The organism is Litorivivens sp., from assembly GCF_041625495.1.
Taxonomy (GTDB): Bacteria; Pseudomonadota; Gammaproteobacteria; order Pseudomonadales; family Spongiibacteraceae; genus Litorivivens.
On sequence record NZ_JBFJTH010000069.1, the window covers coordinates 1 to 18807 of the forward strand.

Genomic DNA, 18807 nt, shown 5'->3' on the forward strand with positions numbered 1-18807 from the left:
GCTGGTGTTGCATGGTGCCCGCGATTTAGCCCGCGGCGAACCACTGGCAGTGCAGCCCGTCGCCACCCACCGCGAAATCGAAATGGTGCAGGGGCTGTCACGCTCTACCGTACGAGTGCGGATCTAGCGACCGGTACAAGGTCGCCACAATAATTCAGGAGAGCCAAGATGCGACGGGTGTCAGGCAACGACGGGGACAAAAAAATGTCGGAAGCAAGCAAAGAAAACGACTACTTCCGTAAATTACGCCGCCTCGTTCACAGCAAACTTATTGATACGATTCAGGATGATGGCATCCAGACATTGGGTCAGTCGAAGGAGATCAAAGAGCGCGTCCACTGGATCGTCGACGATCTTAAAAACGAGCGTGGCGCAAGTATTAGTGCAGAGCAACAGACTCGGTTAGAACAGGAAATTTTGCAGGAGCTGAGCGGCATGGGGCCGCTGGCATCTCTTATGCTTGAACCCGATGTTACCGACATTCTGGTCAATGGCCCGGAGGAGGTCTGGGTTGATCGTGGCAAAGCTCTGGAAAAGACCGATATTCGTTTTGATGATGATTCTCATCTGCGCCGCTTCCTGGATCGCATCGTTTCAGCGCAGGGGCGTAACCTGGATTCGGCCAATCCGATGGTAGATGCAAAGCTTGCTGATGGCAGCCGACTACACGCGGTGATCCCACCGCTGTCCAGCCGAGGTGCAGTAGTATCCATTCGCCGTTTTCGCAGTGAGGGGATTACCTCCGAGCAATTGGTGGAAACAGGTTTTCTCAGTTCGGAAATGCTGAAACTCTTGCAGTTTGCGGTAGAAGCTGGAATTAACATTGTTGTGGCCGGAAGCGCAGGCTGCGGTAAAACCACGCTGTTGAATGCGCTGGCAAAAAGTATTCCCGCCACTCAGCGAATCATTACTATTGAGGAAACGGCTGAGCTTAAGCTTGACCATCCTCATGTGATTCCCCTGGAAGCCCGACAATCGAATATGGAAGGCCTGGGAAAAATAGAACTCCGTGATTTGGTAAAAACCTCACTGCGTATGCGCGCCGATCGCATCGTGGTGGGTGAAGTGCGTGGTGGAGAAGTCATGGATATGTTGCAGGCAATGAATGTTGGCCACAGCGGTAGCATGACCACCGTGCACGCGAACAACAGCCATGATGTGCTGAGGCGCCTGGAAGCACTTGCCTTGATGAGTGATGCAGGTGTGCCGCGAGAATCCATTCGCGAGATGATTGCTTCTGCGGTACAGCTCATTGTTCACATCAATCGCTTTCGCGACGGCAAACGTCGGGTGTGTAGCATTAGTCAGGTAATTGCAGAGGGCGACGAGCTTCGGGTGGAGGATATTTACCGTTTCGATGTTTCTGAAACGACCCCCAACGGTGAAATCAGAGGGCAGCATCACTATAATGGTATACAGCCGCGTTTCCTGGAGCAGGTGAAAACTAAGGGGTTTGATGCCGGCGCGCATGGGCTTGGAGCTCTTGGTTCGGGCGAGGTCGAAGCATGATTGATCTCATTTTGCTGTTTGCCTGCTTGCTGTTCGCCGGCTACGCCGCATATTCCTTTTTTTCTCTACGCGCTTCACGTGAGTCCGCTGCAGAGACGGATTTATTTCTAGAGGAGGAGAAGGAACAGCTTGCCGGGGCCTCCTACAAGGTCTCGTCCGTACGCCAATCACTGCAAACCTTAAACTTACGCATTGAGCCGCTACTCTTACTTGGCATAGTGATTGTGGCCAGTGTATGCGTGGGCTTGGTCTTTCTGGAGTTTTTTCCTGAAAGTCAGACTCTCGCCATTATTTCCAGTCTGGCGGTAATGGTGATGGTCTACTTTCTGTTGAATGACATTAGCCGTTGGCTACGTTATCGATTTGAACAAAAACTGGTCGATGCGCTGGATTTAATTCAAGCTGCTGTTGCCGGCGGTGTTTCTCCACAAAGGGCTTTGACGGTTGCGGCCAACACGACACGTGGTGCGGTGTCGCGAGAGTTGCGCGAGGTCGCCGATCGGCTGAGTTACGGACTTCCCGTCGAGCGGGCGGTCGAGCGCATGCAGTATCGTTATAACTCCGAAGGGGTGCGTCTATTCAAGCAAGCGTTGATGGTGAAGTGGGAGTCGGGTACCGGCTTCGCCCCCCTATTGGAATCCATCAGTGAATTGCTGCGTGAGCGTATTAAGTTGCGCATACAGATCAGCGCGCAGTTATCGGGTTCACGCTATGCCGCTATTTTTACGGGTGCGCTGCCTTATCTCTTGGTGCCGCTTTTTCTCTGGAAGCAGCCGGATTGGTTTGAACCCTTAAAAAACAGTGAGCAGGGATCGACGTATTTACTGGTAGCGGTGCTTTCACAAGTGTTTGGCTATTTGTGGCTCAGACGTCTCTTGAGGGTAGAAATATGAGTAGTGATTGGTGGTTCGACATTATCCTCGTTCTGCTCTTGGGAGGCCTCGGATTACTGGCTTGGGCTCTGCGGAGAGTTTCTGCACAAGCTGATGTCAGTGAGCATTTTGAGGTGGACCTAGAGGCCAGTAAACCTCCGCGCAAGTGGGGGCTTTACCCTCAAAAGCTGATACGCCAAAGCGGATTCTCCAGCGATCGGGCGAAATGGGTGTATTGGCCCTTAAAGGTATCTCTGGCTTTGTTGGCGCCCATGGCGCTGATAGAAATCACCACAGGCGAAATGGCGGGTGCCGGTCTGGCGGCTGCCGCAATTGTGGCTTTTTTGGTGCCAGATCTGTTTCTGGTTATGCGGCGCCGCCGTCGCCGGATGGCCATTGCTAGTTCCATGAGCTTTTTCGTGAGTTTGATGGTGGTCTATTTGCGCTCGGGTATGGGGCTGGCACAAGCCTTTGACAATTCAGCCAAGTATGGCCTGACAGACGACAACCCCTTGAGTAAGGAGGTGAGCCTGCTTACTCAGGAGATTGCTGCGGGTCGCGAGCGTGATGAAGCCTTTGCCTGTCTGGCAGAGCGTACTGGCGTTGAGGAGCTGGAGCGAATTTCGGCAGTGATGTCGGTCGGTTTCAGCGTTGGGTCTCCGGTGGCGCAAACCTTAGAGGCGCAGGCGGATTTGCTTCGCGCCAAACAACGTCAGGCGGGAACGCAGTTAGCCAACCGCAAGACGATGGAGGCCATGCTACCCATGATTATGGTGTGCTTCCCCATGTTTCTGGTTTTGGTTTTCTATCCGGCCGGCGCGCAGATATACGAGGTTCTTCAGTTGATGAAAGAACTGTTTTAATTAAGTGCTATATTGATTTGAACGCTGGAGTACCAGAATAAACTATGTTTTCTCTACAGTCGCATAACAGCACGCCGGGCGTGAAACGACAACGCGGGTTTATCATAACGGTTGAGCTCATCCTCATAACCACAATTCTGGTGATTGGCACGCTGGCGGGTGTTGTGGCTATACGTGATGCGCTGGTTAAGCAATATGCGCAAAAGCAGTCTCGTGAAGTGTATGTCAGTGATGCGAACGGCCAGGTGCTCGGCAAGGCCATCGATTTCGATGAGCACGACGCGCCGCGTATTCCTTATATTGACCGCACATTACCGCCCGGTACAGATGGTGTTCAGAGAAACTATCGGGTGTTGTTAGGTGTACGGGATGATCGCTTTACCAGTCGCGAGCCAGTCTATTATTCGACAGAAAACTGTACGGGCACGCCGTGTATCAAGGCGACAAGTGATGAGCGTGCAGACAGCTATGATGTAGCCAGTGATGGAGCCGCAGGTGCGGTCAGCTATCTCAATGCGCTGCAAGGAGGACCAAACTACGGCATCGGGCGTGATACTTCGGGAGGTTTCAAGGGTTACTTGTATCGTGAAACGTCTGCAGCCTGTCCGTTTACGCCGGATGCCGTTGTGTCGAGATACATCTCCCAGAAGGTTGTTCCCGGGTTGCCCTGTGAGCCAGTCGCTACATCCTCAGGTGGAACGACTACCACTGGTACAACCGGCGGCACCAGTGGTCCAAATATAGTAGAGGCCTATACTGACTGTATTGTTGGAACGGATCTCACTGGCGCAATTATCCCTTGCAGTTGTCCGAGTGGGTATACGGATGAAGGGGATGTGATTAACGCAATTGATGCTGAAATTCAGAACTCGGTTAATGTCGGCGTGGATGCTACGCGGGGTTTCGTGAAAGACCTCGTACCATTGCAAGTTGGTACCATCTGTTGTCCAAGCGGGTATAGCCTTGATCCTGCGAATCTGGCGGATACCGTCGCGTTCGCTATTCTGGTGCCAAGTATTGAGCTGGCGATAGGGACCGTAGGTAGCGTCGACGCAAAGATACAAAAGACCATCCAAGCAGTGGATGACGTACTGAACAACACCGCATTGCAGTGTGTACAAGACGGTGTTGCGCCACCAACAGACTCGGGAACCGTCGTTGAGAGTAGTGTGGAGCGCACACTGCAGCTGCACTTGGCAGAACCAGTGTCCTCGCCAAACGACCAGACGCAAAACGCGCTCGCACCATTTTCGGCGCCGTTCCAAGTTAATTTGCCGGCAGATGTGGCCGAAGATAGTTGGATCTATATTCCACCAGACGGCGAGGGGTAAGCGCCGCCTGGTTGGTTTGCCGTTTAATTTCCGAGTTCAGGAATAACGTCAGCAAACCTTTCTATCATGGGGATGAATAGATCCGGTTTGTCCCACATATCCATTGAAACACCAATATTGCAGCGGTCGAAACCCAAGTCGCGGTAGCGTTTCAGTTTGTCCGGGGTTGGTGAATCCATTACCTGCAGGGTGATTTCCACGCTGTCGGGGTCGCGGCCGTTATCTTTAACCATCTGTTTGAATTCGCTGACAGCGGTGTCAATATTGGGTAGTGCGACGTCAACCGGAAACCAGCCATCTGCCCATTTCGCGGCATGTTTGACGCCTAGTGGGCCCATCGCGCCAAAGATCACTTTGGGGCCGTCGGCCTGCACTGGCTTAGGCGCGCTCCATACCGGGTCAAACTTTACATACTCGCCGTGGTAGCTGGCCTCATCTTCACGCCACAGAGCGCGCATCGCCTCCACGGTTTCGCGCATCACTGTGTAGCGCTTATTCCAGGGGTGGGGATTCACATTGACGAACTCTTCTTCGTTCCAGCCTACGCCGGTTCCAATAATGACGCGGCCATTTGACAGGTGATCCAGCGTAGCAATGGTTTTTGCCTGGGAGAAAACGTCGCGTTCCATGAGCAGAGCAATCCCGGTGCCCACCTTCAGCTTTTTGGTCACCGCTGCGGCAGCCATCAGCGATACGTAAGGATCCATCATCTGACGGTAGGGCGCGGGCATATCACCCCCGGCCGGGTAGGGGGTTTTACGGGAGCAGGGAATATGGCTGTGCTCACCATACCAGAGTGAATCGTAACCGAGTTCTTCCAGTTTCCTGGCCAGAGTAATCGGATCTGGGTCATGAACGGTGTTCATGGAGCTGAAGCCTAGCCGCATGGTATTGTCCTGTTATTAAAAACATTTTTAATGGTATGGAATAGCGTAACGCGTGCCGCAAGTATTGGGAACACCCGAATGTAGTAGATTACGCGCAGAACCGAGACGGCATAGTCGCTTAAGCGCTTTTGGGGGAGTATACTGAACCCACGTTACAACCGCGTACCGTGCCAATGCGCGCTTTATTGGTCATTTTGCCACTGCTGCTATGTGCAGCCTGCGCTGTATCGCCGCTGCCACTGCCGCCACCCGCCTATGATGCTGACCAGCTTCTGGCCCGGCGTACTATCGGTCTTGATCCTCGCCCCTATCGAGACGAAAAATATTGGTTGAATCCGGATATGGTGATGCGTCACTTTGTGGATTTCAGCACCGAATATACTGATCCGGAACAAATCCCCTTTACACTACTGAAATCGTTACGGGAGGAGTGGCCCGCACGAAAATATCGTCGTGACGCCAATTTCTCCGCTGCCGATGCCTTCCATGAGCAGCAGGCCAATTGCCTGAGTTACAGTGCAATGGTGGTCAGCTTAATGCGCCATGCCGGTGTGCGCGCAAGATTTCAGCGGGTGGAAGCGGCGCCGGAGTGGGATCTGGAGGGAAGTTCTGTTGTTGCCGCTTTGCATATTAATGCGGTGATTTTCCTGCAGGGCAAGCAGGTCGAGGTGGACTGGTTGCCGCGTCGCAATCCGTCGGATTACGAACGACGGTTTATCTTGAGTGATGACCAGGCGCTGGCGGAGTGGCACAACAACCTGGGCGCAGAAGCGCTGCTAAATGATGACCTGCCGCTGGCTTTTGCAGAACTTAGTCGCGCGTTGCGGCTCTCGCCAGACGCGGCCCATATTTGGGTTAATCTGGGGGTTATCTATCGGCGCCTGAGATTGGACGATTACGCCGAATCTGCCTGGTTGATCGCGATTGAGCACGATAACCGCCAGTTGCAAGCCATGAGCAATCTTCAGCGCCTGTATGCGGGGCGTGGTGAACAAGACTTGGCCGGAGATCTCAATAGTCTGATTTTGCACTACCGTAAGAAAAACCCGTACTACTATTACCTGCTGGCACAGCAGGCCGAAAGTGAGAGTCGTTATGACGACGCCTTGCGACATATTCAGCGTGCACGCCGAATGCATGAAGATCTGCGTTTCGATTCGCTGCTGGCGCGCTTATACGAGCGGCTGAACGAGCCCTCGTCCTGACTATTCCCAGCCTTTAAGCTTGCGGTAGATTGTAGACGCGCTAACGCCAAGACACGCTGCAGCCAGTGGAATATTGCCGTCACACTGTTCAATAGCCTGTTCTATGGCTTCTTTTTCCACCTGCCACAATGGGCGGATGCCCTGCGTTCCGTTGGGAACGGGTGGTGCCGTCGCACTGGCGACTGTTGCCGAAGGCGCGGTTATTGGCGATGGAGCGGTCGCCGAAGATGGCGCTGGTGCGCGGGGCCTACCTTCGCCAAACACTGGCAGCATCGCTGCGGTGATTTCCTCACCGTCGTTGATAACTACAACGTTCTCAATGACATTTTGCATTTCCCGAATATTGCCGGGCCAATCGTAGTTGGCAATATTGTTTTCAGCATCGGGTGAAAAACGCGTGAACCCTTTGTTGTTTGCTCGTGACTTTTCCTCCAGAAAATGATTGGCGAGCAAGAGGATGTCTTCACCGCGCTCCCGCAAGGGTGGCAGGTAAACGGGAATAACATTCAGACGGTAGTACAAGTCTTCTCGGAATCGACCTTCTCCCACTTCCTTGGCGGGGTCGCGGTTGGTGGCGCAGACAATACGCACATCTGCGGTTAATACTTTCTGGCCGCCCACTCGTGTAAAGGTGCCGGTTTGCAGGAAGCGCAACAGTTTGGCCTGCAGGTTCAGATCCATCTCACAGATCTCGTCCAGAAACAGCGTGCCGCCATCAGCTTGTTCTGCTGCGCCCTTGCGTTGATTGACCGCACCACTGAATGCGCCTTTTTCGTGACCGAAAATTTCGGATTCGAACAAGTCCACGGGAATTGCCGCGCAATTGATGGCAATAAAAGGCCCCGATCGACGGGCGCTGGTGTTGTGCAGTGATTGTGCGCAAACTTCTTTACCGGTACCGCTTTCGCCAGTGACAAACACGCTTGCTTTACTCTTGGCGGCACTGTCGAGTAGTCGAAACACGGTCGACATTGCCAGCGACTGTCCGACAAAGTATTGCGATACCGAATGTTCACCGCTGTCTTTGACTTCGGTTGCCGCCGCGGCCACAGGCGCAGCCGGCGCCGCCACTTCGTCTTTCTTTTGCGCCAGCGCACTGCCGACAGCGGTCAGCAGTCGCTCTTTGGAAAAGGGCTTTTCAATAAAATCAAATCCGCCCAGTCGCATGGCATCGACGGCGGTGTCGATAGAGCTGTTAGCGGTTACGATAACCACGTTGGCAGGAGCGGGTTGCCGGTTGACAAACTCCAGCACCTCCAGCCCGGTAATGTCTGGCAGACACACGTCCTGAACAATGATGTCAGGCATCCGGTTTTTAATGGCTACCAGCGCTGAGTGTCCATCCAGAAAGTGTTCGGTAGTGAAACCCGCCTGTTCGAGGTAACCACAGTAGAGCGCACCACTCGACGCGCTGTCTTCAACAACATAAACCAGTGGCTGATTATCTGAGTTAGTCATTCATGAATTCCTGCTGGAGTGTATTTTCAACGCTTTCAGTGGTGGTTTGGCACAGTGTTATCAGGCGGGCCGCCTCGTCAGGCGCGTTGCTGTCTGTCACCGCTGAGCTTTCGTTCAGGTCGCGGGCCAGGGCCGCCAGCTCAGTGGCACCATAGAGCATCGCAGAATTTTTCAGCATATGACTGACGGCATGGATTTCAGCGACAAGGTCGTCGGCTTCCCGCAGGCGCCGGGACAGGTCTGCTAGCTCCTGTATGAAAATATTCAGTAAGCGCTTTGCTGTGTCTTTTCCGAGGTCACTGACAAGTGACTCTACTGTCTGATCGTCCAACGCGGCCGGACTAGACTGCAATGTCGCCTGCAGCTTCGCCAACGAGACTGGCTTGTCAATTAATGCGTCGATACCGGCTGCCAGTATTCTCGCTCTTTCCTGGGGGTCGTGTTCGCCGGTAATGGAAATCAGTGTTGTAACGGTGTTGGGCGTGTCATGCTGGCGAAGATAGGCTGCAATGTCGCTACCGCGTTTGCCCGGTAAATGTTCATCCAGCATGATAATGTCGAATGTTGATTCGCAGGCCAGTGTCAGAGCTTCATCGCCGTTTTCGGCAGTGGTAACGTGATAGCCCAGTTTTTCCAGCATGGCTTTAGCGACCAGTAGGCTGGGTAGGCTGTCGTCTGCGAGCAGCAGGTTTGTTCTCGTCATTCCCGTTGTGTCCTGAGTGGAAAAGGGATGCACTAGGGGCAGTAGGATTTGTTCCCAATGCCCTAATTGGCAAGCAATTTACGAACCAGTTTGCAATGATGTAGAGAAAAACCTTCTAAATCAGACAATTGTGTTCACAAGCCTGTGCGTTTGCAGCTACATTTAGCTCATGCCCTCAAGTTTAGGCTGTTTTTTGCAAAATGCAATTCACTATGCAAGTCAATATCGGACACAGGAGGCGGGGCTGATGGCTCTGTCCAGACGCTCACTGATCCTCCAATGTCAGGTCGATCAGCATCTACGTGTACGAAAGATTTCATCTTGGCACGAGAGCTTGCCAGAGGCGAATCGAGCAGATGTAACGGAAGGCTGGCTTACCGGGCTGCTGTCGGGCATATCCCTAACTGACGGCGAACACTGCCTGTTCACCACAAGCCACCCAACGCTGCTGAGTGGTCGCGATGTTGATGTGCAGGTTGAACCTCTGGAGCAGGGCGCACGAATCTCAATCTACTGCTCGATGGCGCAGCGTAGTTTAAGTCGTCGAGCAACAGACCGCACGGCAGCTGTGTTTAATGCGCTCTACGGCTCAAATCTGGATGCCTTAGTCACCATCGATACCCGCGGCGCTATTATGGAATTCAATGCCGCTGCCGAAGCGATGCTTGGCTACCGGCAGCAGGAAGTGCAGGGGGCGGAAGTGGCTGAGATCATTTTGCCCTTCGGCAAGCACGATGTTCAGTACCCCGATATAGCGGGCTACTTTACGGTAGGGAAAGCGCCGTTAACCACCCAACGGTTTGAATTTGAGGCAACGCGTCGGGACGGTTCACGCTTTCCTTGCGAAATAACGCTAGCACCCGCGCAAATCAATGGGGAAATTGCTTTCTTTTCAGCTTTTCTCAGAGATATTTCCGGACGAAAAGCTAACGAAGCGGCGCTGACACGGGCGAAAGAAGCAGCCGAAGCCGGTAGTCAGGCTAAATCGCGATTTCTTGCCCATATGAGCCATGAAGTTCGCTCGCCGGTGAGCGCAATATTGGGTTGCCTTGAACTGCTGTCAGATACCGCTCTCGACAATGAGCAAAACATCCTGGTGAAAACAGCCGATGATGCCGGGCATAACCTGCTGGATGTAATTGAAGACATCCTCAGCTTTTCAAAAATTGAATCTGGAACTTATCAGCTTCAGTCCAGAGTGTTTAGCCCCATACGTGTGCTTGAGCAGGTGGTTGAATCGGCGGCAGTACGCAGTGCGTCGCGCGAATTGCATATTGGCTGCTGTATCGCACCCGATGTGCCGTTGAATGTCGTCTCAGATCCAGTGGCACTGCGCCAGATTGTAAGCAACTTGGTAGATAACGCGCTTAAGTTTACGCAGGAAGGAGGCGTCAGCGTTCGCGTTTATGTGCAGGGCAAGGATCTGAATGCCGACCATCTGGACTTGCGCATTGTGGTTCAGGATACCGGTGTCGGGATAGGCGCGGGCGACCAGGAAAAGATATTCGAAGAGTTCACGCAGGCCGATAGCAGTGACCGCACCAATTTTGGCGGCGCTGGCCTCGGATTGTCAATTTGCAAACGCTTGCTTGAAGCGCTCGGTGGTCATATCACTGTGTCGAGCGAGCCTGGTAAGGGCAGTTGTTTTCAGGTCGTGCTGCCGTGTGGGCTGGCAGATGACACCACGGTCTTTTTCGATACGCAGCAGGCGTTACCGGAAATTGACGGGGTATCGAGCGACAACACCTGCTTTGCCCGTGATGTGGCGGAGCAGGTTGCGCTACTGGGTAGTTCGACCTGTGCGGCGGACCAGTTGACCGCCGGTGATGCGGTACCATTGGTGATTGACGTGTCGCCCGGCACAATGCCCAGCGAGGTTATCGCCCTTTGGAGCGCCCGTGGCTTTCAACCCGAGCAGCTTATTCTGGCGCTACCCGACGCCTACTCTGAGTGGGCTATTGAGGCGCGCAAAGCGGGCGTTCGTGGAGTGATAGCCAGACCGTTTACGGCCACCGCGATGGTTGGTGCACTGTTAGCCAATAGCAATAACAAGTCGGGCAATGCTAAAGTAAAAGCACCGGGCGGCGGTGCGCGGCTCAACTACCGGATATTGCTTGCAGAAGACAGCAAGGCGAATCAACTGATTGCCACAACGTTGTTGGAAAAAGCGGGTTGTGTGGTTGATATTGCCGAAAATGGGCAAGAGGCAATCGATGCGGTGAAGGCTGAGCATTACGACGCGGTGCTGATGGACGTGCGCATGCCATTGGTAGACGGGCTCACAGCGACCCGTGAAATTCGTCATAGCCACAGCACGGATGAACTGCCGATTATCGCCTTGACGGCGAATGTGTTTGGCTCTGATGTAGACCGTTGTCTCGACGCGGGGATGAATGATTTTATCGGAAAGCCGGTGAGCCGCGACAAGCTGCTCTCGGTATTGTCACGCTGGGTGGAGGGAGCTGCAGACGCCATTCCCTCCCACCCAAAACAGGAAGAAGTAATGCATCCGCTTATCGATGATTCTGTACTGGACCAATTAAAACGAGACACTTCGGACGAAGCGGCTCTGGTCATACTGCAAGCTTTGCAGACCGAGCTTTTCGGTTTTATCGATGTACTTAAAGGTTACGCAGACAGTGGCACCTTGTCTGGCGACGCGCTGGCTACGCTGCGCGACAGCGCGCATCGGTGTAAAAGCAGTGCCGGGTATTGTGGTGCCGTTCAAGTGCAGGAGTTGTCGCAGCAGCTTGAAAAAGCGTGTGTCGATAATCAAGCCGATGTTGCCTTGGAACTCATTCAGGCCCTGATCGACAGCGCCGAAGAAACACAGGCAGTCATTGCAACAATGTTGGATTAATCTCAGTTGATAAACCGATTTTCCAGCCAGAAGTGGCTGCATTCATCCAGCGGGGTGGGTCTGCCCGTCAGATAACCCTGTACGCTGTTGCAACCCAGCTGAGACAGGATGTGCATCTGGGGTTCTGTCTCTACGCCTTCAGCGACGATATTCAGGCCTAAACGTTGTGCCATCGCAATAATGGCGCTGCAAATGGTAAAGTCGTCGTCGCTGGTGTGCAGCCCGTCCACAAAACTTTTATCAATTTTCAATCCATCGATCTTGAATTCCCTCAGTAGGTTTAACGACGCAAAACCGGTGCCGAAGTCGTCCAGCCAAACCTGCACCCCATCTCGCTGGAAGGCCTTGAATGTTCTGCCGATCATCGATGGATTCTGAATAAGAGCTGTTTCAGTCAGTTCCAGTTTTACGGCAGATGCTGGCAGGTTCATATCCATCAGCGTTTTCATCACATGTTCGTAAACATCGCCGGCCTGAAACTGACAGGGCGAAATATTGATAGACATGTAAAGCGGCAAGCCGGACAGCTCTCTGAGATTTTTCAAATCCAGCAGCGACTGCCGTGTAATCCAGTGACCCAGTTCAATAATATCGCCACTCTCTTCGGCAAACGGTATGAAGTCGGCGGGGGAAATCATACCGAAGCGTGGCGACTGACAGCGTACCAGCGCTTCAAAACCTTTCAGACGGCCGTCAGCGAAACCGAATTGCGGTTGATAGACCATTTGGTAGTGCTGTTTCGCGAGAGCTTCCTTGATGATGTCGAGGATGGGTAGGGGCGCTGCACTGGTGATGGGCTGGGTATTCATAGTCAAATGTCTCGTAAAAGTTACTGCGTCTGAAAGGGTCCTACGCAACTACCGGGCCAAAAACCGTCCGCGTGCCAACCGTATTGGCCAACCGATTGAAAACAAAGTGATTTAATTTTCAGATAGGTTCGACGTGAAAATCATGGGTGGCGCTCGCCGAGGCTGCTTGCGGGTCAATCCATTAATGCAATGCAGTATGCAGCGCATAATGATTTGCAGTTTGCAAAAGCCGGCATCTCATCTCTCGCTGACTCTAGGATAAATTCAATAAAAACAACGCTGTAACGTTCCTGTGTCACATGGTATGCCGTTTGCTTCTATCGTCTTTGATTGCAGTATTTATTTTTATCGGAGACATAAATGAAAGATCTATCAAAAACCGCTCTTTTGCTTATCGGATTTCAAAACGACTATTTTGCTGAGGACGGTATTCTGCACGCGGTTGTGGAGGAATCGTCGCGAGTGACCGGTGTTTTAGACAACACGCTGGCATTGTTGTCCGGTCGCGGCAGAGACTTCGGGCTTGTGGTTTCGACGCCCATTCATTTCACGCCGTCTTATGAAGAGCTTACGGAGCCGGTTGGCATATTGAAAACCATTCGTGAGGTAGGTGCCTTCAAGGCAGGTTCGCGCGGTGCCGAGACAATAGCCGAATTTGAACCTTACACCTCGCTGATTCGCGAAGTTCCGGGTAAGCGTGGTCTGAACGCGTTTTCCAATACGGAGCTGGAAGTCTTGCTCCGCGAACACGGTATTGAAGAAATCATACTGGCTGGCACCGTCACATCTATTTGTATTGACTCAACCGGTCGGCACGCCGCGGAACTCGGCTTTAAAGTCATGGTGCTCAGTGATTGCACCTCAGGCCGCACGGTCTTTGAGCAGCAATACTACTGCGAAAATGTGTTCCCGCTTTATGGCGAAGTAGCCTCCTTGAGTACCCTTGTCGCAGCCTGATAGCGGAGTAGAGTGTTATGGCGGCCACCGAGCAGGAACTGCAGGTACAGATTCAGGCGCGCATGCTTGAGGCGCTTAACTCCCGTGAACAGGAGTTTTCAACCCTCACGTCACTGCTTGCTGATATTGTCTTCCGATGTGATCGCGACGGCAAAATACTGCTGTTGAATTCCGCCTGGGAAGAGGTTCTGGGCTGGAAAGTAGAGGAGTGTCTGGGGAGTAATCTGACGGACTATCAATCGGCAAATGGCTGGTGCCCGGATCCGGAGGTGTCTGATGCGTTCGCCTCTGAAGTGTCTTTTATCACGCGCGATGGCGCAACCCGAGCTTTCAATCTGAAGGCGACCTACTCTGCAGGCAGTTGGTATGGGTCGATGACCGATGTTACGGAATACCATCGGGCGCAGGCGGAATTGGAGCTTGCCAGAGAACGCGAGCGAAAGCTTTCCTTGGTGGCCAGTCGAACGGATAACCTGGTTGTCATCTCTGATGCGCAGGGCACCATTGAGTGGGTAAACGAAAGCTTCGAGCGCGAGACGGGATATTGTTTTGAGATTGCTGTGGGTAAAAGGCCAAGCGAGCTTTTGCAGGGACCGGAAACTTCACAGGACACCGTTGCAGTCATGCGCGAAGGTTTACGCGCGGGAACCGGGTTTAATGTTGAGGTTGTCAATTACAACAAAGACGGCGATGCCTACTGGGTAGAAGTCGATTGTACGCCAGTCGTCGATGAACGGGGCGAACTGGTAAATTTTATCGCGGTTGAACGCATCATTACCGAGCGTAAAGAGTCCGAGTTATTGCTGCGTGACAGCGAGCAGCATTTTCGGACGATTCTAGACACCGTCAGTGAAGCGATTTTTCACTGTGATACGGCGCTGACAATCCAGTATGTGAATCCGGCGTGGAGCGGTATGACAGGCCACGAGCTGACCCCCGGCGAGCGGGTTAACCTGTCGGATTTTGTGCACTGCGATGATATGGAACTGTTGGAGCGTATGTGTGCTGACATCCGGAAGCATTCAGAGCAGGTGCGCCAGGAGTTGCGTGTCATCAGTCGAGAGGGTGGCTGGCGCCATGTGGAAGTGATTCTTTCTAACAGCCAGCTGGATAGCAAGTTGGCGATAACCGGAGCGCTCATTGATATCGACGAACGCTGGCACGCTAACAAAGCCATACTTCAGGCCAAGGAACGCGCCGAGCAACTGTCGCACGCGCGGACCCAGTTTGTGGCGAACATGTCGCACGAAATACGAACGCCGCTCAACGCGATCATCGGCATGAGCAATGTGCTGCGCAATACCCAACTCGACAACGATCAATCAAGTTATGTGGATACGTTGCTTAATGGCGGCAATGCGTTGCTCGCTCTGGTAAACGATATTCTGGATCTGGCAAAGCTTGATGCCGGTGAAATGGAACTCGAAAACCGTCCCTTCGATCTGCTGGAGCTGGCAGAACAATGCATTGATGTTATGGCCAACAGCGCGCAGGAGAAAAATCTGGGCCTGAGTTTGCGGGTTGGCTCCGGTCTCAGTCGCAACCACACTGGCGATGCGCATCGTATTCGTCAGATTTTGTTTAACCTGCTGTCCAATGCCATCAAATTCACAGAGCAAGGCAGCGTCAGCCTCTATCTGGATCAAGAGCGAATGGGCGATGGCACCCTGCTCAAGATCCGTGTTGAAGACACGGGTATCGGCATTGAACGTCAAAAGCTGAATACCCTGTTTGACGCGTTCACCCAGGCAGACCCTTCGATAACCCGTCAGTTTGGTGGCACCGGCCTTGGCCTGGCTATTTCCAAACAGATAGTCGATCAGATGGGGGGCCGTATCTGGGCAGAAAGCAGCCCGGGTAATGGTACGGTTTTCCATTGTGAGTTGCCGACCTATGCCATGCCCGGTGAATCCTTGGGCAGCACCCTGCACGCCTATAACCTCACACCCTCGCAACTGGATGAAGTGAGCGCTGCGGCGGCCGTCGCTGGCTACACATTTTGTAGCCATCAGGATGCGGGGGACGTTGGCCTGGCCCTGCAACACCGGGGTGGAGTTATCACAGCACGTAATAACCTGCCAAACGACACTATCCGCAGCCCTCGGCGGTTACTTGACAGTGTGCGGCTGCGTTTTGAGGGAGGCTCGGAGGTCACTGGACGGAATCAGGCTAAAACGCAGAAAATCCTGCTCGCAGAAGATGTCATACCCAATCAGCTCGTGGCCAAGGCAATGCTGAAACAGCTTGGCTACACCAATGTCACCGTCGTTGAGAATGGTCTGCGGGCTGTTGAGTGCGCGCGCGAGGAACAATTTGATATCGCGCTGCTCGACATTCACATGCCTGTAATGGATGGCATCACAGCTGCAGAGCACCTTCGCCGGGAAAATCTGATACCGGTGATTATTGCGGCGTCTGCCGACGTTACCACTGAGGCCAGATCCCGGACGGAAGCAGTGGGCTTTGACGACATGCTGCCCAAACCCTTTACCCGAGAAAGCCTCGCCGACATGCTCAAGCGTTACTGCCATACGCAAGTGTTTTCCGCCGCCGGTTGAGCATTCATCATGTCATCACGTTGACCGCCGGATGCCTTCGGCCTGGCTTCTTTGCATTATGAAACGCTCAGTCAGACTGATTTGCAAAATGCAAATCAGTTGGCAATTTGCAAAACAGAATATAGCGGGTGAGTTTAAAAAATACTAATAAAAACATATAGATAAGGTTTTTTTCAGGGTTGGCACATTCATCGCAATAACCTCCGGTAACTGAAAGGAGGTTCTCCATGAAAAATTCAACGCAAGGTAAGACGGTTCCCGTAAGCGATCGCATCGTGGCCGCACTGTTATTGTTACTGACGTCACCCGTTATGTTATCCCGCCTTCTACGGCAGGCCATTGGGCTGGCGGATTACTTTACGGAAAAGACTTTTCATCGCGGCCTGTTTCAACAGCAGGATCTGCTGGTTTACAAAGAGGGTGGCGAGCGCAAGGCGCCACTTCTGGTGGAGGTTGTAAAAGGCCGTATCGCGTTGGTGGGTCCTCGCCTGATTGCGGTCGATGACATCGCGGACGCCGCTTCCATGCCCTTTGCCGAAATGCATTTCGCCGCCACGCCAGGCGTCTTCAGCCTGTTCGAGCTGCGCCGCCATACCGGCCTCGACTTCCTCGAAGAGCAGGAATGCGACCTCGAATACCTCGAAAACCGCGGCTTTGGCGCGCGCCTGAAAATTGTTGTACGAAGCGTGTTGGCCAGCGCCATGTACCGCACTGGCGAGGTCATGCGGGACGCCGCAGAATTTGAAGTGCTTGGGGTGCGTATCGATAACTGGTCTATGACGGAGTCTCTGGCACGTATTGCTCGCGCCGTTGAAAGCCGCGTCAGTACGACGGTGTTTTTTGCCAACGCTCACACGCTGAACTTGAGCTACGAAGATGCGTCTTTTCGGGACACCCTGAACAACGTCGACGTGTTACTGCCAGACGGTTCAGGCATTGAAGTAGCCTGCCGTCGCCAGGGTGTGCGTCGCAAGGGCAATATCAATGGCACCGATATGCTGCCGCTGCTGTGCAACACACTGGCAGAGAAAGGTGGATCAGTGTTTTTCCTCGGCGGCGAAGAGGGTATTGCCTCGACCGCAGCTCAGAACCTCCAGAAGCGCACGCCTGGCCTGCACGTGGCTGGCACACTTAATGGCTTTTTTGACAAAGACAATTGCGATGATGTGATTGCCCAGATTAACGCCGCGCAACCCGATGTACTGCTGGTTGGTATGGGGCAGCCCCTCCAGGAGCGCTGGGTTGCTCAGAACCGCCATAGACTGGATGTACCCGTGGTAATGGCTGTAGGCGGCCTGTTCGACTTCTACGCCGAGAAAGTATCGCGCGCGCCTGTCTGGCTGCGTGAATTAGGCCTGGAATGGACTTGGCGTCTGCTGCAGGAGCCAGGTCGTATGTGGAAGCGCTATGTCATTGGCAACCCTCTTTTTCTGCTTCGCATTCGCCGCGCTACTCCCCGGTAACTCCCGGGCGGCGCAATTTGATTTGCAAAATGCAAACTATAGCGTTTGCAAAATGAAAAAGCTTGGCCGGCTTTTCGCCCCGCTCGTCGGGGTTTTTGGCTATCTTATTGATATATATAAATAAAAAAACGCTTCCTCGGTTTGGCATCGTATGTGCAATAGGGAATACAACTAAACAGAAACACCCTAGTGAAACAGGTAGCCAGTTTCCACACATTCGGGAAGAAAACATGAACATCAAACAGGTAGTCACAGGCATTTCACGGTACGTAATGGCAGCAACCTCCGTTGTGGTCATCAGCGGATGCGCAGTACACAGCGGCGTGAAGAACCCTGAAGCCGGTGTGACACGCGACTTCTACGTGCCAGCCAAGCGCGATCAGTCAAAGATTGATCCGCAGGCTGAGGCTGTTAATGAGATGATGGCGCGGAACCAAAGCCTGGCACGCAACGACGAGTGCCTGAACGGTGTGTCTGGCTTCGACTCAACACAGCGTAATTTCTGGGTAAATCAGCCACTGCCTAGCCAATTGCGCAGTGCCGGTTCAGAACGCTTTGAAGTAAGCGCGAAACGCCGTCTGCTGCCGCTCTCTCCGGGCGACCGCATTGAGGTACTTATTCACGAAGGCGAAGAGTTTTCCGGTCAGTATGTGGTAAATCACGATGGCACCCTCGAGCTGCCTTACCTGCCGCCGATCACCGTTGTGGGGCTGGACACCGAGGAGGTGGAAAACCGCCTGGAATTGCAGCTTGTTCGTGAAAACTTCTTTCTTGCCCACAACTTGCGTATCAGCGTGCGCCCCCTGCAATGGGCGCCGGTGATGGTGTCGGTGAGCGGCGCTGTATTCAACCCGGGTCGCGTGTTGATCAACGAGCGTAACCCACAGCAGATTGAAGAAGCGAAAACCCGCATCGCTGGTGATTACCCCACAAAACGCTATCTCAGCGAAGCGCTGCGCGCAGCGGCCGGCGTACGCCCCGACGCGCGCATCGATAAAGTGGTTTTGATTCGCGATGGCTGGCATCAGGAAATTGACCTTAGTGGTATTTTCACCGGCAACTCGACACAGGATGTGCCGCTGATAGCGGGTGACAAGGTTGTTGTTCCCACGGCAGGCTGCTTTCAACGTCAACTGGCCCGTCCGTCACAGATAACGCCTAAGGGTATCCGTGTATTTATCTCTAACCTGGCCTCAGGCAAGGACAACGCCGCGGCAGCTGTTGGTAACTATGCGACCAGCATGCCTTACGGTACCCGACTGCTGCAGGCTGTAGTGTCCGGTAACTGTGCAGGTGGTACGCAATTGACTAATGCCTCGCGATTTGCGGTAC

At 53.4% G+C, this 18807-nt stretch carries 14 protein-coding genes; 10 read left to right on the forward strand and 4 right to left on the reverse strand.

Going from position 1 to position 18807, the window contains the following annotated elements:
• The first annotated feature begins 168 nt into the window (after window positions 1–168).
• From ABYP39_RS09735 to ABYP39_RS09750, 4 genes are all read left to right on the forward strand, one after another.
• Window positions 169–1509: a CpaF family protein gene (locus ABYP39_RS09735; RefSeq protein WP_372759192.1), complete on the forward strand. Its 1341-nt coding sequence runs from the start codon at window positions 169–171 to the stop codon at window positions 1507–1509.
• Window positions 1506–2402: a type II secretion system F family protein gene (locus ABYP39_RS09740; RefSeq protein ID WP_372750523.1), complete on the forward strand. Its 897-nt coding sequence runs from the start codon at window positions 1506–1508 to the stop codon at window positions 2400–2402. Before ABYP39_RS09735 ends, ABYP39_RS09740 begins: the two co-directional genes overlap by 4 nt.
• Window positions 2399–3244 carry a type II secretion system F family protein gene (locus ABYP39_RS09745; protein ID WP_372750524.1) on the forward strand — a complete coding sequence of 282 codons (846 nt, stop codon included), beginning with the start codon at window positions 2399–2401 and terminating at the stop codon, window positions 3242–3244. Before ABYP39_RS09740 ends, ABYP39_RS09745 begins: the two co-directional genes overlap by 4 nt.
• An 80-nt stretch (window positions 3245–3324) precedes the next feature.
• The gene (locus tag ABYP39_RS09750) at window positions 3325–4575 is read left to right on the forward strand and encodes a hypothetical protein (protein WP_372782303.1); all 1251 of its coding nucleotides are present in this window, start codon (window positions 3325–3327) and stop codon (window positions 4573–4575) included.
• Between the two features lie 23 nt (window positions 4576–4598).
• On the opposite strand, the gene ABYP39_RS09755 is transcribed toward ABYP39_RS09750, so the two are convergent.
• Window positions 4599–5462, reverse strand: coding sequence for an LLM class F420-dependent oxidoreductase (locus ABYP39_RS09755; protein WP_372782305.1), 864 nt, complete (start codon window positions 5460–5462; stop codon window positions 4599–4601).
• A 173-nt stretch (window positions 5463–5635) separates the two neighbouring features.
• Here ABYP39_RS09755 and ABYP39_RS09760 point away from each other — a divergent pair, with 173 nt between their 5' ends.
• On the forward strand, window positions 5636–6667 hold the full coding sequence (locus ABYP39_RS09760) for a tetratricopeptide repeat protein (RefSeq protein ID WP_372749745.1): 1032 nt from the start codon (window positions 5636–5638) through the stop codon (window positions 6665–6667).
• On the opposite strand, the gene ABYP39_RS09765 is transcribed toward ABYP39_RS09760, so the two are convergent.
• Window positions 6668–8125 carry a sigma-54-dependent transcriptional regulator gene (locus tag ABYP39_RS09765; RefSeq protein WP_372758933.1) on the reverse strand — a complete coding sequence of 486 codons (1458 nt, stop codon included), beginning with the start codon at window positions 8123–8125 and terminating at the stop codon, window positions 6668–6670.
• The gene (locus ABYP39_RS09770; protein ID WP_372748718.1) at window positions 8118–8828 is read right to left on the reverse strand and encodes a response regulator; all 711 of its coding nucleotides are present in this window, start codon (window positions 8826–8828) and stop codon (window positions 8118–8120) included. Before ABYP39_RS09770 ends, ABYP39_RS09765 begins: the two co-directional genes overlap by 8 nt.
• A gap of 247 nt (window positions 8829–9075) precedes the next feature.
• On the opposite strand from ABYP39_RS09770, the gene ABYP39_RS09775 reads away from it, so the two are divergent.
• Complete coding sequence (locus tag ABYP39_RS09775) at window positions 9076–11688, forward strand: ATP-binding protein (RefSeq protein WP_372782307.1); 2613 nt, start codon at window positions 9076–9078, stop codon at window positions 11686–11688.
• Between the two features lie 2 nt (window positions 11689–11690).
• Here the strand turns inward: ABYP39_RS09775 and ABYP39_RS09780 are convergent, their stop codons facing one another.
• Entirely contained in the window at window positions 11691–12497 is an 807-nt protein-coding gene (locus tag ABYP39_RS09780; protein ID WP_372748716.1) for a putative bifunctional diguanylate cyclase/phosphodiesterase, read from the reverse strand.
• Window positions 12498–12857: 360 nt separating this feature from the next.
• Here ABYP39_RS09780 and ABYP39_RS09785 point away from each other — a divergent pair, with 360 nt between their 5' ends.
• The 4 genes from ABYP39_RS09785 to ABYP39_RS09800 all read left to right on the forward strand — a co-directional run.
• Entirely contained in the window at window positions 12858–13454 is a 597-nt protein-coding gene (locus ABYP39_RS09785; RefSeq protein WP_372748715.1) for a cysteine hydrolase family protein, read from the forward strand.
• A gap of 17 nt (window positions 13455–13471) precedes the next feature.
• Entirely contained in the window at window positions 13472–16012 is a 2541-nt protein-coding gene (locus ABYP39_RS09790) for a PAS domain S-box protein (protein ID WP_372782308.1), read from the forward strand.
• Window positions 16013–16239: 227 nt separating this feature from the next.
• A complete protein-coding gene (locus ABYP39_RS09795; RefSeq protein ID WP_372782309.1) occupies window positions 16240–17475 on the forward strand; it encodes a WecB/TagA/CpsF family glycosyltransferase in 1236 nt (411 codons plus the stop codon).
• A 230-nt stretch (window positions 17476–17705) separates the two neighbouring features.
• Window positions 17706–18807: polysaccharide biosynthesis/export family protein (locus ABYP39_RS09800; RefSeq protein WP_372782310.1), on the forward strand; the 1102-nt coding region annotated here is incomplete at its 3' end.